At 57.2% G+C, this 14,976-nt stretch carries 12 protein-coding genes; all 12 read left to right on the top strand.

Annotated features, from left to right (window positions below):
• Positions 1–2: 2 nt before the first annotated feature.
• Positions 3–926: a glycosyltransferase gene (locus tag KW824_RS05975; RefSeq protein ID WP_218409244.1), complete on the top strand. Its 924-nt coding sequence runs from the start codon at positions 3–5 to the stop codon at positions 924–926.
• Between the two features lie 18 nt (positions 927–944).
• Positions 945–1,988 carry a glycosyltransferase family 4 protein gene (locus tag KW824_RS21210; RefSeq protein WP_218409243.1) on the top strand — a complete coding sequence of 348 codons (1,044 nt, stop codon included), beginning with the start codon at positions 945–947 and terminating at the stop codon, positions 1,986–1,988.
• Complete coding sequence (locus KW824_RS05965) at positions 1,989–2,738, top strand: glycosyltransferase family A protein (RefSeq protein ID WP_218409242.1); 750 nt, start codon at positions 1,989–1,991, stop codon at positions 2,736–2,738.
• A gap of 227 nt (positions 2,739–2,965) precedes the next feature.
• Positions 2,966–4,063, top strand: a complete 1,098-nt coding sequence (locus KW824_RS05960) for a sugar transferase (RefSeq protein ID WP_231959439.1) — start codon at positions 2,966–2,968, stop codon at positions 4,061–4,063.
• Between the two features lie 5 nt (positions 4,064–4,068).
• Positions 4,069–4,983: a dTDP-4-dehydrorhamnose reductase gene (rfbD, locus tag KW824_RS05955; protein WP_218409241.1), complete on the top strand. Its 915-nt coding sequence runs from the start codon at positions 4,069–4,071 to the stop codon at positions 4,981–4,983.
• Positions 4,984–5,014: 31 nt separating this feature from the next.
• A complete protein-coding gene (gene rfbA, locus KW824_RS05950) occupies positions 5,015–5,920 on the top strand; it encodes a glucose-1-phosphate thymidylyltransferase RfbA (protein WP_218409240.1) in 906 nt (301 codons plus the stop codon).
• Positions 5,921–5,974: 54 nt separating this feature from the next.
• Complete coding sequence (gene rfbC, locus KW824_RS05945; RefSeq protein WP_218409239.1) at positions 5,975–6,505, top strand: dTDP-4-dehydrorhamnose 3,5-epimerase; 531 nt, start codon at positions 5,975–5,977, stop codon at positions 6,503–6,505.
• A gap of 20 nt (positions 6,506–6,525) precedes the next feature.
• Complete coding sequence (locus KW824_RS05940; protein ID WP_256351289.1) at positions 6,526–7,608, top strand: LPS O-antigen chain length determinant protein WzzB; 1,083 nt, start codon at positions 6,526–6,528, stop codon at positions 7,606–7,608.
• 95 nt (positions 7,609–7,703) lie between these two features.
• Positions 7,704–9,410 carry a PglL family O-oligosaccharyltransferase gene (locus tag KW824_RS05935; protein WP_218409238.1) on the top strand — a complete coding sequence of 569 codons (1,707 nt, stop codon included), beginning with the start codon at positions 7,704–7,706 and terminating at the stop codon, positions 9,408–9,410.
• Positions 9,411–9,586: 176 nt separating this feature from the next.
• Positions 9,587–10,039, top strand: coding sequence for a glycine zipper 2TM domain-containing protein (locus KW824_RS05930; protein ID WP_218409237.1), 453 nt, complete (start codon positions 9,587–9,589; stop codon positions 10,037–10,039).
• Positions 10,040–10,213: 174 nt separating this feature from the next.
• The gene (locus tag KW824_RS05925) at positions 10,214–10,867 is read left to right on the top strand and encodes a YceH family protein (RefSeq protein WP_218409236.1); all 654 of its coding nucleotides are present in this window, start codon (positions 10,214–10,216) and stop codon (positions 10,865–10,867) included.
• A gap of 205 nt (positions 10,868–11,072) precedes the next feature.
• A complete protein-coding gene (locus KW824_RS05920; protein ID WP_218409235.1) occupies positions 11,073–14,909 on the top strand; it encodes a DEAD/DEAH box helicase in 3,837 nt (1,278 codons plus the stop codon).
• The last annotated feature ends 67 nt before the right edge of the window (positions 14,910–14,976 follow it).

Raw genomic sequence — 14,976 nt, 5'->3', positions numbered from 1 at the left:
TTATGGATGAGCTGATTTCAGTCATTATTCCTGTCTATAATGTATCTGAATATGTTGACGAAGCTTTAGAGAGCATTATTAATCAGGATGATGTAAAGCTTGAGATCATCGTTGTCGATGATTGCTCATCAGATGATACCTTTGATAAAGTTCAACGTTGGGCAAATAGATTTGATAACATTAAAGCATACAAAAACAAATCTAATATTAAAATATGTAGGACTCTAAATTTTGCTTATTTGATGTCTAAAGGAGATTATATAGCCAGGTTTGATGGTGATGATATATCTCTTAAAACAAGATTAAGAAACCAGCTAGATTTTATTAAAAATAATAACGTGGATTTAGTCGGTTGTCAGATGATAGCAGTTAACGCTGATGGCGATATTCTATCGAAAGGCAAAATGCCGGTTGGGAAAAAATTCGTAATTGATGCGAGTAAATATGCATCACCTATTGCACATATATGGCTTGCTAAAAGAGAAATATATGAGAAGCTTAATGGGTATCGTAATATTCCATATGCAGAGGATTATGATTTCATTTTGAGAGCGATGGATATGGGGTATTGCTGTGATAATCTTCCCGAGTATTTAATGCTGATTAGGCAAAGAGAAGGTAATACAGCGAGTACTGCCAGTTTAAAGCAGCGCAAGACACACCGGTATGTACTTGAATTACACAAACGACGCTTGGTAAATAAAAGTAATGACGATGGATTCAGTGAAGACGAACTGGCGAAAAAGATAAAATCATGGCCTTTGACCGAAATCTTACACACATATTCAACTAAAATGCTGTCATCGGCATATAGTGATAAGAATGTATTTAGGAAAGTCTTTAAAGTCATACTCTGTTGTTTATTATCATACTATAACTTTGAATATTTGATATCACGTATGATGTTTAAACGGACTTTCATGTGAGTGTATAAGGAAGACAGTGTGAGCCAGAACATCGCAATAGTGATAAACGATATTTCAGCCTCTGGTGGGACTGAGCGAATTGCTACTTTTTTATCAAACCAACTTTCCTTGCTGGGCAATCAAGTTGTTCTTGTGTCAATTGTGAAGAATGGAGAGCCCTTCTATAACTTGGACCATGGAATAACAATCTCCTATGTTAACTCTCCATCTATATTGAAACTGGGTGCTCACTTAAAAAAGCTGAAATGTGATAGCATAATATCAATATCAATGGGGAGGCTTTCTTTTAAACTAGCTCTGCTAAAAAGACTCTTTTTTATAAAGAGTAAGTTAATACTTAGTGAACATGTAGGTTTTGAAACATCATCTAATCCTGTAAGGCTCATGAAGCTATTTAGTTATGATCTTGCCGATCAGTTGGTGCTATTAACCAAGCATGATTATGATATTCTGGAATCTCGTACTACCACTCCAGTAACTGTAATCCCGAATCCCACTCTTTATCCGACCATGTCCATATCGGCTTTATCTAAAAAGAAAAAAGTCGTCTTAGCCGTAGGACGTTTAAATCAGCAGAAGAATTTCTCTAGATTGATATATATTTGGTCTTATTTACCTGAAGTATTGCGTCAACATTGGATTTTGAAAATAGTTGGTGATGGTGAAGAAAAGGAGATGTTGACTCAATTAGCATGTCAACTTTCTGTTTCTGATTCTATCTCTTTTGAACCAGCCTCTCCACAAATTGATGCTGAATATAAGGCAGCAAGCATATTAGCTATGACCTCTCGTTATGAAGGGTTACCTTTGGTTCTTATAGAAGCAAAATCTTTTGGGCTACCGGCTGTAGCATTTGATTGCAAGACCGGGCCAAGAGAAATTATCAGCGAAGGTGTTGATGGATTCCTAGTATTGGATGGTGACATGGAGGCATACAAGGACAAGTTGGTCTATTTAATGAACTCGGATGATGCACGAAGAAACATGCAGTTCGCAGCCTTGTCAGCAGCAGAACGCTATTCACCCGAGATCATTGTCAAACAGTGGATGAGGTTGATATAAATGCCATTTGAAACAGTGTCTATTATCATGCCCGCGTATAATGCGGCAAGATATATACGGCATAGTGTTGAATCTGTATTGTCCCAATCATTTGGCGATTGGCGCCTTTATATTGTTGATGATGCATCAACAGATGACACCGCGAATGTTGTGGCAGATATCCATGATGATAGAATCGAATATATCCTGCTCAAGGATAATGGTGGTGTAGCCAATGCCCGCAATGTCGGCATTCAATCTGCCAAGGGCAAGTATATTGCTTTTCTGGATAGTGATGATCTCTGGGAAGCAAACAAACTGGAAAGACAGATATCTTTTCTGGAGCAAGGGTATGCTGTGGTGTGTGGCAACTACTCTACTTTTCTGTCTGATGACATTGATCGCCCCGTGTCAGTGCGGACCAGCCCGATGGAATTCAGCTACGAAGATATGCTGAACAGCAACCGGATAGGAAATCTGACAGGAATATATAACCGCGAGCTGCTTGGCACATTTTACCAGGAGCGCTGTGGGCATGAAGATTACTTGATGTGGCTTGCAATAATGAAGGTTGCAAAAAAGGCTGCCTGCGTACAAGACATCGTTGCTCGTTATAGATTGGGTTCAAACTCATTATCTGCAAATAAATTGACCGCAGCAAAATGGCAGTGGCATATCTATCGACACAAGTTGTTGTTAAGTTTGCCAGATAGTTTGTATCATTGGCTCAGCTATGTCGTCATCGCGTTGAAAAAACGAATTCGCGAGTAGAATTAGAACGTTATGTATTTATTTGACCTTTATTTCGATCTCTGGGGGTAACTTTGTCCTTTCAACGCCGTCACTCACGCTGGTATGAACGTGTGTTATTCAGCCCTCCTGCCTTGTTCATTTTCGGGGCCTTGCTTGCGGTTTGCCTGCCTGCCATTGAGCGATGGGGCCTAGAGTTTTGGCATCACTTGGATGCCGTCCGGATCAATACCCTGAGCGGTGCCTTTGTGGCATTTCTGCTGACCGGGATTGTGCTGCATCGCTTCCTGCGCTATCCGGGCGCGAGTCCCGTGGCTTATATGATCCCCACGGTGACCACCCTCTATGGTGCCCTGGTCGGCATTCTCTTCTTCCTGCGACTGCCTTACAGCCGCCAGGTGTTGTTCGAGTCGTATCTGGTGGCGCTGCTTTGCTGCTGGCTGGCCTACTTCATCGGCCGCCGTTATCGGACTCCCAAATACGCCTTGCTGCCCTTTGGCGATTATCAGGCCCTGACTCGGCACGAATGTGTGCAGTGGCGTCTGCTGGACAAACCCGATCTTGGTGCCGTGCGCTATGACGCTGTGGTAGCAGACCTTCGAGATGAGAAGCTGGCGGGAGAGTGGGAGCGTTTCTTGGCGCGCTGCGCGCTGGCCCATATCCCCGTCTATCACATCAAGCAGATCAGCGAGACCCTGACCGGTCGGGTGAAAATTGATCATCTCCACGAAAACCAGCTCGGCTCCCTCTTGCCGTCCCCTGTCTATGCCTTCATCAAGCGTGGCATGGACATTCTGGCCGCGTTGATCGCGATCCCGCTGTTCTCCCCCTTGATGCTGGTGACGGCTATCCTCATCAAGCTGGAGAGCCCGGGCCCCGTGATGTTCCTGCAAAACCGGGTAGGGAAGGGGAACAAGGATTTTCGTATCTACAAGTTCCGCAGCATGTGCAAGGATTCGGAAAAAGCTGGCGCCCAGTTTGCCCAGGACGGTGACATGCGTGTCACCCGAGTGGGCAAGGTGATCCGCAAGCTGCGCATCGACGAGCTGCCGCAGTTCTTCAACGTCCTTAAAGGGGACATGAGCTTGATCGGTCCGAGACCGGAGCAGCGTACCTTCGTCGATCAGTTCGAGCGAGAGATTCCTTTCTACATGTATCGCCACATAGTACGACCGGGGATCAGCGGCTGGGCTCAGGTGGTGCACGGCTATGCCGCCGATGCCGATGATACCCGCATCAAGATCGAGCACGATTTTTACTACATCAAGCACTTCTCCCTCTGGCTGGATGTGCTCATCGTGTTCAAGACCATCCGCACCATCTTGACCGGTTTTGGCGCGCGGTAATCCCGATGCGGATCTTGTTGCTGGGGGCTCGTGGCCAGTTGGGACGAGCCCTTTTTTCTGCCCTTTGCCAAGGTTATCCCCATTGGCAGGTGGAGGCCCTTGGCACGACGGAGTGCGACATCACTGAACCCCGTTCGTTGACCGAGGCCCTGAATCGCCATCAGCCGGATGTGATCCTCAACGGGGCCGCCTATACGGCAGTCGATCTTGCAGAGGCGCAGCCTAAGCTGGCAGAACGCATCAATCATCATGCGGTGGCACTCCTTGCCCGGGAAGCCAGTGCCAGGGGGGCGCTGCTGGTGCATTTTTCCACCGACTATGTGTTCGATGGTGCAGGAATAAGACCCTGGACTGAGGCGGACAAGCCCAATCCCCTCAATGTCTATGGCGCCAGTAAGTATGCCGGTGAGCAGGCAATACAGAGGCTATGCCCTGATCATCTGATCTTTCGTACAAGCTGGCTCTATGGTGGTGAAGGCCCGCATTTCGCTCGTACCATGCTTCGCTGTGCCAGAGAGGGCCACCCCCTGCAGGTCGTAGACGATCAATGGGGAGCTCCGACCCAGGTTCACTGGCTGGCGCATACCGTGCTGCTTGCATTGGGACAAGTACTGACGGATCCAGACAAGCGAGGACTCTATCATCTGAGCTGTCAGGGGGAGACAAGCTGGCATGGCTTTGCCTCTGCACTGGTGCAGGAAGCCTGTCGGTTAGAGCTACTGACGCAGCCCGTCACGGTGAGTCCCATCTGTTCGACGCAGTGGCCGCAGTCTGCGCCCCGCCCCCTGAACTCCAGACTCGATTGCCGATTGTTCTCCACCGTCTTTGACATCAGGCTGCCTTCCTGGCAGGAACAGATGGCGATCTGGTTGGCCAGCCAAGGTGCAGATCTTGGGGCGGAGAATGTGTGCCCCTTCTAATGAGTAACTTCCCTTAATCCCATGGAGTCCCATGACCCAGCGTAAAGGCATCATCCTGGCTGGTGGTTCTGCCACCCGGCTCTACCCGGCAACCCTGGCCATCAGCAAGCAACTGCTGCCGGTCTATGACAAGCCTATGATCTATTACCCCCTCTCGACCCTGATGCAGGCGAGTATCCGCGACATTCTGATCATCAGCACGCCGCTGGATCTGCCCCGTTTCGAGTCGCTGCTAGGGGATGGCAGCCAGTGGGGCATGCGCTTTCGCTATGCAGTACAGGATGAACCAAATGGTTTGGCACAGGCCCTGCTGATCGCCGAGTCTTTTCTGGCGGGCAGCCCCTGTTGCCTCATCCTGGGCGACAATATCTTTTATGGCACCGAGCTGCCTGGTCAGCTTCAGCAAGCCTGCGCCAGGACGCAGGGGGCTACCCTGTTTGCCTACCATGTGCAGGATCCCGAACGGTACGGTGTCCTGGGGTTCGATGAAGAGGGAAAGGTACAGACGATCGTCGAGAAGCCAGTCTCCCCGGAGAGCCAGTATGCGGTGACGGGCATCTATTTTTATGATGACCAAGCGAGCAAGATAGCCCGCACCCTGCTCCCCTCGGGGCGGGGAGAGCTCGAAATCACCGACGTCAATCTACGTTATCTGGCGCAAGCCAGTCTGGATGTCTGTTTCATGGGGCGTGGCTCTGCCTGGCTAGATACCGGTACCCACGACAGCCTGCAGGAGGCCAGCAGTTTCATCCAGACCCTTGAAAAGCGGCAGGGGCTCAAGGTGGCAGCTCCCGAGGAGATCGCCTGGCGTCGTGGCTGGATATCAGATGCGCAGCTTCAGGCCTTGGCTCGCCCTCTTGCAAAGAGTGGGTATGGCACCTATCTGCTGCGTCTGTTGCAAGAGCCGTTTGGTAAAATGCATCCCGATTGGGATTGATAAGGTATTCCATTGGGTGATATATCCTTGCCCATTATCTCAAAGAAAACACCTATGCACTTTATTTCATTGAAGATTCCGGATGTTATCCAGATCCGCCACCAGCGTCATCAAGATGAGCGGGGCGATTTTATGGAGCTGTTTCGCCACGATCTCTTTACCCGCAGATGCGGTGATTTTCGCTTCGTTCAAGACAATTTGAGTCGCTCTCGGCAGGGGACATTGCGTGGTCTGCATTATCAGCGAGAGAGGCCGCAGGGCAAGTTGATACAGGTGATGGCGGGTACCATCTTCGATGTTGCGGTCGATGTGCGAGAGGGGAGTCCGACCTATGGTCAATGGGTTGGTGTGACACTCTCGGCGGAGGAGGGTGAGGGACTGTGGATCCCCCCAGGATTTGCCCATGGTTTCTATGTGCAGAGCGAGTGGGCTCATGTGTTGTACAAGTGTACCGACTATTATGTACCCGAGCTGGAAGCGTCTCTTAACTGGTCTGATCCGACGCTGGCTATTGCATGGCCCCTCATGGACAATGTGCCATTAGTCCTGTCAGACAAAGACCGTCACGCCCCTTTCTGGAAGTAACCTCATCTTTAGAGCTCAGTATGAACAAACAGGTATTCGATAATTCAGGCACTCAGTTGCCTCAAGGTTGGCAAGCCTCCGCTGTTGATGAGATCGATCTGCGTGAGCTGATCCTGGTGTTATGGCGCCAGAAGATCCTGATCCTGCTGGTCACAGGCGTGTTTGCCGCAGCAGGTATTGCCTACGCCCTGTTGGCACCCCAGGTCTGGATCAGCCAGGCCGAGATCAAGCAGCCCACCCTCAAGGAGGTGGAATCACTCGAGCTAAATATCAACCAACTGATCAACGCTAAGATTCCGGCCTCAGCCTTTGTCTCCTTCAGCAAGAAGGCGCTTTACGGTGATTTTATAAACAACTTCAATAGCTTCAATAACAAGCGTCAGTTCCTGATGGAGCATGGCTATCTGGATGCCGAGGCCGCGCAGTCTGGGATCACTGACCCGAAAGGCAAGCTGCTGCTGCTCAAAAAGATGGCCGAGGGAATCAGCGCCAAGGCCCCGGACAAATTGCGTGAAGATGTCATCCTCTCCTTTGCCGCAGACACGGCGACCGAGGCGAAGCAGCGTCTGGAGCAATATATCGATTTCATCCAGCAGCAGGAGTCGATGGCCAAGGGCAAGGAGCTCAACACCATCTGGCAGAACCGGATCAAGACGCTGCAGACCCAGTTCGAAAGTGCCAAAATCGATACCCTCAAGCAGTTGCAAGACGACATATTGCGTACCGAATACAGCCTGCGTATCACTAAGGCGGCCGGGATCGAGGCGCCGGTGCAGAACCTGCAAGATCAGGGCAGCTTGGCCATTGACCTGGGAGCCCGCGCCTTGGCCGAAAAGCTCAAGATCCTCAAGGAGATCAAGAACCCCGAGTTCATGAATCCGGGGATTGGAGCGCTGCGTCTGCAACTGAACAGCCTCCAGGCCATCAAGATCGAGGCACTGCCATTCCAGTCTTTCGCCTACCTGGCCTCGCCGAGTGAACCCTTGAGCCGCGACAAGCCCAAGCGCCCCTTGATAGTGGTATTGGCTACCCTGCTTGGCGGCATGCTGGGCGTGGGCATAGTGCTGGTCCGTCATGCGTTTCGCAGGCCAGAACCTGTATGATGGCAATGAAGTGAATAAGGGGGCGGTTGCCCCCTTTTACGTATGGGATACTTGGTGACGACACCATGGAAATGACGCTGCAGGGATCAGGGACGATGAGGACAACAACAGGGATCTTTGGCTTGCTCAGCATTCTTTATTGGCTGCTGGGCATGCACTTTTTCATGCACAACCCGGGCGGGGCCGGTCTCTATCTGCCCTTCAACGCCTGGGGCTGGATCTTCGCCAGTCTGGTCATGGCCCTGGGGCTGTGGCAGGTCACTCTCAGCCAGCGGCTGAGGGTCTCGCCACTGCTGACGGTCCTGTGGCTAGGCGGCTTGCTGATGTTACTGCCCATGGCCTATCCGGGCTTCGAGCTCAGGGACTATGCCATCCCCCGCCTGTTGGGGCTGTTTGCCGGTCTGCTGTTTCTTGCCTGTCTTTACCAGTGGCAACTGGAGCGTCAGATACGGGATCGGTTGCTTTATCTGCTGCTGGGGGCGGTGGCCATCGAGGCGCTGCTCGGCCTGGTGCAGTACTACCTGTTGGTGCCGGGCAACTGGATAGGCTATGACACCCGGGCCAATCGTCCCTATGGCATTTTTCAGCAAGCCAACGTGATGGCGAGCTTTATGGCGACCGGTTTTTCATTGGCGATATGGCTTCAGATGCGAGGGCACGCCAATCCCTGGCTCAAGGGACTGCGTCATGGCGTGATCCTGGCAACATCCTTGTTGCTGGTGGTACTGCAGTCCCGGGTGGGTCAGCTGGGCGGCGCCTTGGCCCTGATCCTGTTGCTGCCGCAGTTGCATCGCGAGCGGCAGCTGGGCCGGGTGCTGGGGCTGGTTGCGCTGGGCATAACGCTCGGGCTGGCATCCCAGTTCTGGATGGCGGGGGCCAGGCGGGGGCTGGAGATGTATCAGTCCGGCGGTATGAGATCCATCTACTGGCCCTATGCCGCCAAGCTGATCGCCGAAGCGCCCTGGACCGGCTGGGGCTATGGCAGTTTCGAGTCGGTATTCCTCCAGCACTACATGGCCGACAAGGCTCTCAATCCTGCCATGGTGCAGATCGAATACAACCTGGATCACCCTCACAACGAATTCCTCTACTGGGCGGTGGAGGGAGGCCTGGCCCCCATGCTCGGCATGGCGCTGATGGGGGGGGGCTTGCTGTGGCGACTGGGTCGGGCCGGTTGGGTCAAGGGGTCGGCGCTATTGGCGTTGGTGATCCCCATACTGCTGCACACCCAGACCGAATATCCCTTCTACCACGCCATTGCCCTGTGGTGGGCGCTGCTGCTGCTCATTCATGTGCTGGATGCGGAGGTGGAGGAGCAGGCCCATGCCAACTGGCGGGAGTATGTCTGTCGTCCCTGGCTGCTGCTGCGCTTCGCGGCCATAGCCATCCCCCTCATCGTCGTGCCCTTTATGCTGACGGCCCTGCATACCGCCTGGGTGGTGACCAAGTATGAACGGGGAGGGTACAAGCAGCCGGCGCTGCTGCTCGACATCGTCAATCCCCTGGCCTGGTTGACCCGGGTGGAGTTTGACGTCAACGCGGTGCGCCTGATGGTGGGTTTGCAGGCCAACAACAAGGCGGAGCTGGAAGCCTATCTCGACTGGGGGCAGGCGTTCGTGCGCCATACCCCCAGGGCCAACATCTACGCCAACATGGTGATCGCCCTCAATGCGCTGGGGCGGGCCGAAGAGGCCGACCGTCTGCGGGCAGATGCGTTGGTGCTCTATCCTGGTGAGCCCTTGCTCACCGGCTCGGCGGCCAAGTCGGTCGCCGCGACCCTGGAGCCCAAACCCTCCTCATGAGCGGGCCGGGCACCACTGTTCCTGACTCCATCACGGCCGCCTCGCGGCCGTGATCATTTCCATCCCAGGCAAGCTCACAGTCAGGATTGGCGGTGTAGTCTCCCGAATGGAGATGGCAGGCCGCGCAAGCGCGGTGCCGACGCCATCGGGTCTCAGTCGTCATCGGAGTCGACATCGTGAAGAAGATTGCATCCATGGTTACCAGCCTGCTCATCCTGATGGGCACACCGGCCCTCGCGGGCACCAGCGCCCAGGTGGAATATGGCACAGTGCAAGAGAGTCGCATCCTGACCCAGGAGGCGGCGCCTCAGCAGGGTGGAGCACGGCCACTGCGCACCATAGGAGCCGCCGCTCTGGGGGCTGCCGTCGGCAGCCAGTTTGGCGGTGGCTCGGGCCAGACAGTCGCGACTACTGTGGGGGCCGTGGCGGGGGCCGAGGCCTCCCGTCGCCGCCAGGGCAACCAGCAGAGTGTGCAGGGCAAGCAGACGGTCGAGCTGTTGATCAAGACCGAGGCGGGAACACTGCTCAACGTGAAGCAGGATCAGGATCCCGCGCTCACGTTCAACAAGGGGGACAAGGTTCGCATCCTGACGACGGGAACGGATACCCGGGTCGACAAGTCCGTCTAGGGGCTCAGCCTGGTGGCGGTATGATGCCAGGGCGAGCCCCCTTGCTGCGGCCGGATTGTACGATGTTTCATCAAGGGTTCCATCGGCTCGCAAAAATGCGGTTCAGTACTGGACGGCGAGATCGCCTTGGCTAAGATAACCGTCTTAACGTCTTGTTTGGCAAGGGAGTATGAAATGGAGATAGTACTAGGCCCATTAGAGGCTCGCGTGATCGGCTGTCTGATAGAGAAAGAGATCTGCACGCCGGATCAGTACCCTCTCTCTCTCAATGCGCTGGTCAACGCTTGCAATCAGAAGAGCAATCGCGAACCCGTGCTCGAGCTCGCCGAGCTGGACATTCGCGCCGTCATCGACGAGTTGATCCGCCGCCGCCTGGTGGTCAACACCGCCGGTTTCAATGCCCGGGTGCCTCGCTATCAGCACCGTTTCTGCAACACCGAGTTCGGTGAACTGAAGTTCAGTGCCCAGGAACTTGGCATCATCTGCGAGCTCTTGCTGCGTGGCCCCCAGACTCCGGGTGAGCTGCGCTCGCGCACCAACCGGCTGTGCAGCTTCGACGATGTGACTGAGGTGGATGCGGTGCTGGCCGGGCTGGTCGAACGGGGGCCCTATGTGGTCAAGTTGCCCCGGGAGCCGGGCAAACGGGAATCCCGCTATGCCCACCTGTTTGGCGGTGAAATCGATCTGGAGGCTCTGGCCGAGGCGGCGCCGGCAAGCAATTACGCCTCTCCCGCCGCCGATCGCCTGAGCCAGCTGGAAGAGGAAGTTGAGCGCCTCAAGTCGCAGTTGCAGATCCTGGAAGCCCGTCTGGCGCACCTGGAAGGCTGAATCCGGTGAGTTTGCTTACCTCATCAAGAGGCGCTGCGGCGCCTTTTTTCATGCCCTGCTGGCCGCCCGCAGAAGAGGGTCTGCCCGGCCCCTGTCCCCGCTTTTATGAGCCTGACCGCTTTTTTTGTACTAATTCGCGGTTAAGGGTCGAGCCGCCGCCGCTTTCCCGTTAAAATTCCGCCTTTGCACCTGCCCGCGAGTTCTGATGTCAGCCTTCACCCTCTCTTCGGATTGCTATGCCCTGCTCAGCGAGCTGCAACTGCAGCGCGCCGCCAGTACCCGTTATTTGCAAGACACGCTGTACGCACAGCGCTCGCCCGGGCAGGCGTTGACGGACCGGCTTAACCAGTTGCAGCAGCAAGGGCTGATACGGCTGCGCACCGAGCAGCAGTGGAGCCTGACGGCGGAGGGCACCCTGACCCTGATCCTGGCGGTGCGATCAGGGGCATGCCCCATGCCGGACTGGACGCGGGTTCCCACGGTCACCGGTCAGGAGATGGCACAAGGGGTGGTGCGCGAACTCTGCCTGGGGGAGGCGGGGCAGATCCCCGCCTACTACCAGAGCGCGGATCTCTTGAGCCTGCTCGACCAGCCCGATGCCCACAGCCTGCTGCCTGGCTCAAGCCCTGCCTGGCAACAGCTGCTGCTGGAACATTTCGCCCTGCAGACCCTGCTCGATGCCGAGCCTGAGGCGCGCTGGCCGCTGGCGTCCGTGACTGCGGCCCGCTCCCCCTCACTGGCAAGCCGCCTCGAAGCGCTGGCCAGCGAGTGGGACTGGCTCTGCGGCCCGCTGGCCGGCGAGGTGACCACTCACTGGCCGGCCCTGCAACAGTTGGCCGAGCAGAGTGATGAACAACCTCTGGCGGAGCGGTTGCTCGGCGCGTTGGGGCAGGCGCCGGCGGCGCACGAGCCCTGGCCCAGGATGTTCAGCGCCCTGCTCTGGCTTGGCTGGCTGCAGCAGGCCGATCCCGTGCTCGCCAGCGAGCAACGCAAGAAGTGGCAGCGCAGCCTTGGCAACCATTTCCCCCTGCTTTCGGATCTGCTGGGACAGTGGGCCGGTGATCGCCACGGTCAGGCGATAGGCCTGTTCGATACCCTGCAACTGCCGCTGGAGGAGCTCCACTGGGGCTACCTCTGGCTGGATCTCTGCGCCCTCGCGCGCCACGGCGAGCAGAGCCCCCAGGTGGCCATACTGCACAAGTGGGATCTCTCCCATGTGCTGGAGGCCGAGCCCCGTCATCGCCTGATGGTCTTCTGCCAGGATCTGTTGCGCCTCTTGCTGGGAGAGGGGGCCGAGCGTCCCCCGTTGCAGCAACTGCGTGCCGCTCCGGCTCTCGATGCGACCAGCGACGCCGAGGATGAGGACAAGACCCCCGCCTCGGCCAGCTGGCTCAACTGGTTGCAGGGGCTGGGGCGCTCCAGCGGCGTGCGCAAGGCGCAGGAGCGGCTGGTATGGCTGCTCCATGCCGAAGGGCCCGAGCTCGAGTGCAAGATCCAGAAGCAGAGCACCAAGGGGGAGTGGACCGCCGGGCGCCGGGTCGATCCTGCCCTGCTCTCCACCCAGTATGCTGCCCTGCTCGACGAGGCGGACTGGGCGCTGGTGCGCACCCTGCCACGGGGCATGAGCAAGCTGCCGCGGGAGGCCTGGGCCCCCCTGGCCAGCCATCCGCGCCTGTTCAACGCCAAGGGACAGAAACTGCAACTGGCCATCAGTGCCCCCTTGTTGCAAATCGTCGCCACCGAGCAGGGCATGAGCGCCGTCTTGAGCCCGGCCGCCGCGGTGCGCGGGGCGCACATCGTACCCCTGGCCCAGGATCTGTGGCAGCTCATCCTGACCCCTCAGGCGCTGCTGGACAGACTGCCAGCGCTGGAATCCATACCGCTGCTGCCAGCGGACGGGCTCGCCGAGCTGCAACGTACCCTTGACGCCATTCCCGAGCAGCCCTGGCACAGCCAGGTCGAGGGGCTCAGTGGCAATGCCGAGCTGACCCCCTGGCCCGGAGTGCCTTCGGTCCAGCTGGACTGGCAGGATGGTCAGCTGGTGGTCCAGCTGGTGACCCGGGAGGGGGAGCTGCCGCCGTTGCCCCTTGGCAAGGGGGAGGCCATAGTGCGCCAGGGGGTCAGAGACTATCACTACTGGCAACGGGATCTGGCCGCCGAGAAGGCCGAGGCCCAGTTGCTGCGCAACCAGTTGCCCATCGGCCTGCCGGGCAACGAATGGAAGCTGGATGGTGAGCAGGCACTGACCCTGGTCAATGCGTTGCCCGAGCTGGTGGACGCCGGCGTGGTCGTTCACTGGCATCAGGACAGCGCCCGTCTCAAGAGCCTCGACGAGGCGGCCCTGAGCCTGCGCATCGAGCGTCGTCAGGACTGGTTCCAGGTGGAGGGTGCGCTGGCGCTGGACGAGCACCAGATCCTCGATTTACGCCTCATCCTGCGCCAGCTGACCCCGGGTCAGCGCACCGTTCAGCTCGACGAGAAGACCAGTCTGATGCTGAGCGACAAGCTGGTGGAGCGCCTCACCATGCTGGGGGCCATGCTGGACACCGAGCAGCGCATCAACAACAAGCTGGCCTACCCTCTGGCCCGCCTGCTGTCGGCGGTGACCACGGCTGGGGATGATGCCTGGCACTCACTGCAGCAGGAGTGGCAGCAGGAGGTGGAGTGTGCCCCCGAGCTCTTGACGGCGCTGCGGGACTATCAGAAGGAGGGGGTACGCTGGATGGCGACCCTGGCCCACCATGGCTTCGGTGCCTGTCTCGCCGATGACATGGGCCTTGGCAAGACGCTGCAGGCGCTCATGGTGCTGCGCATGCGCCAGCATCTCGGCCCCGCCCTGGTGGTGGTGCCCAAGTCCGTGGTCACCAACTGGCAGGAGGAGGTGATGCGGTTCGCCCCCGAGCTGGAGGTGGTGGTGTTCGAGAACCCCGCCGAGCGGGAGACCCTGATCCAGGAGGCCAGGGCGGGCCAGATCATCCTGGTCAATTACGGCATGCTCGGCAGCCTGGCCCAGTCCCTCAAGTCCCGCCGCTGGGCGAGCATGGTGCTGGACGAGGCGCAGCAGATCAAGAATGCCGGCACCCAGCGTGCCAAGCTGCTGTTCCAGCTCGAAGGGGATTTTCGCCTGGCCCTCTCCGGCACCCCCATCGAGAACCATCTGGGTGAGCTGTGGAGCCTGTTCACCTTCATCAATCCGGGCCTGCTCGGCAGCCTCGGCGAGTTCAAGCGCCGCTTCGGCAAGGCGGTGAAGGATCCCCAGCACATGGCGCTGTTGCGGGCGGTGATCAGCCCCTTCATCCTGCGGCGCCTCAAGCAGCAGGTATTGACAGAGCTGCCGGACAAGACCGAGATCATCCACCACATCAGCCTCTCCCCCGAGGAGCGTCAGCTCTATGAGGCGACCCGGCGCGAGGTGGTGCAGCAGGTGCAGAGCGCCGATGGTCGTGCCCTGATGCATGTGCTGAGCGGCCTGACCCGCCTGCGGCGGCTCTGCTGCTCCCCCAAGCTGGTGATGCCGGAGTGGTCCCAGACCAGCAGCAAGCTTGACGAGGCCATGGCGTTGCTGGACGAAGCCATCGATGGCGGGCACCGGGTGCTGGTGTTCAGCCAGTTCGTCGATCTGCTGAGCCTGCTGCGGGCCCGCATCGAGCAGCGGCAATGGGACTACTGCTACCTGGATGGAGGTTGCTCCGCCAAGTCCCGTCAGGAGTCCATCCTGCGGTTCCGTCACGACCCTGTTCCCCTGTTCCTCATCAGCCTCAAGGCGGGGGGCACGGGTCTCAACCTGACCCAGGCCGATACCGTGTTGCACCTGGATCCCTGGTGGAATCCGGCGGTGGAGGATCAGGCGAGCGATCGGGCCCATCGCATGGGGCAGACCCAACCGGTGACCGTCTATCGACTGGTGTGCGAGCAGACGGTGGAAGAGAAGATAGTGGCGCTGCACGACGAGAAGCGGGCCCTGGCCGATGGCCTGCTGAGCGGCCAGTCCGAGGTGCGCGGTCTGGATGTGGAGAGCCTGCGCGCCCTGCTGATGAGCTAGGTGCGGCACTGCCTGTGTGCGAGAGGGGGATGGTCCTGGTGGCCATCCCCCTTCTTTGTTTCAGGGA

Origin of the sequence: Aeromonas sp. sif0611 (genome assembly GCF_019218845.1) — a bacterium.
In the GTDB taxonomy this organism is placed as follows: Bacteria; Pseudomonadota; Gammaproteobacteria; order Enterobacterales; family Aeromonadaceae; genus Aeromonas; species Aeromonas media.
The sequence above is the reverse complement of the archived record's forward strand: the minus strand, read 5'-3'. Positions and strand labels throughout refer to the sequence as shown.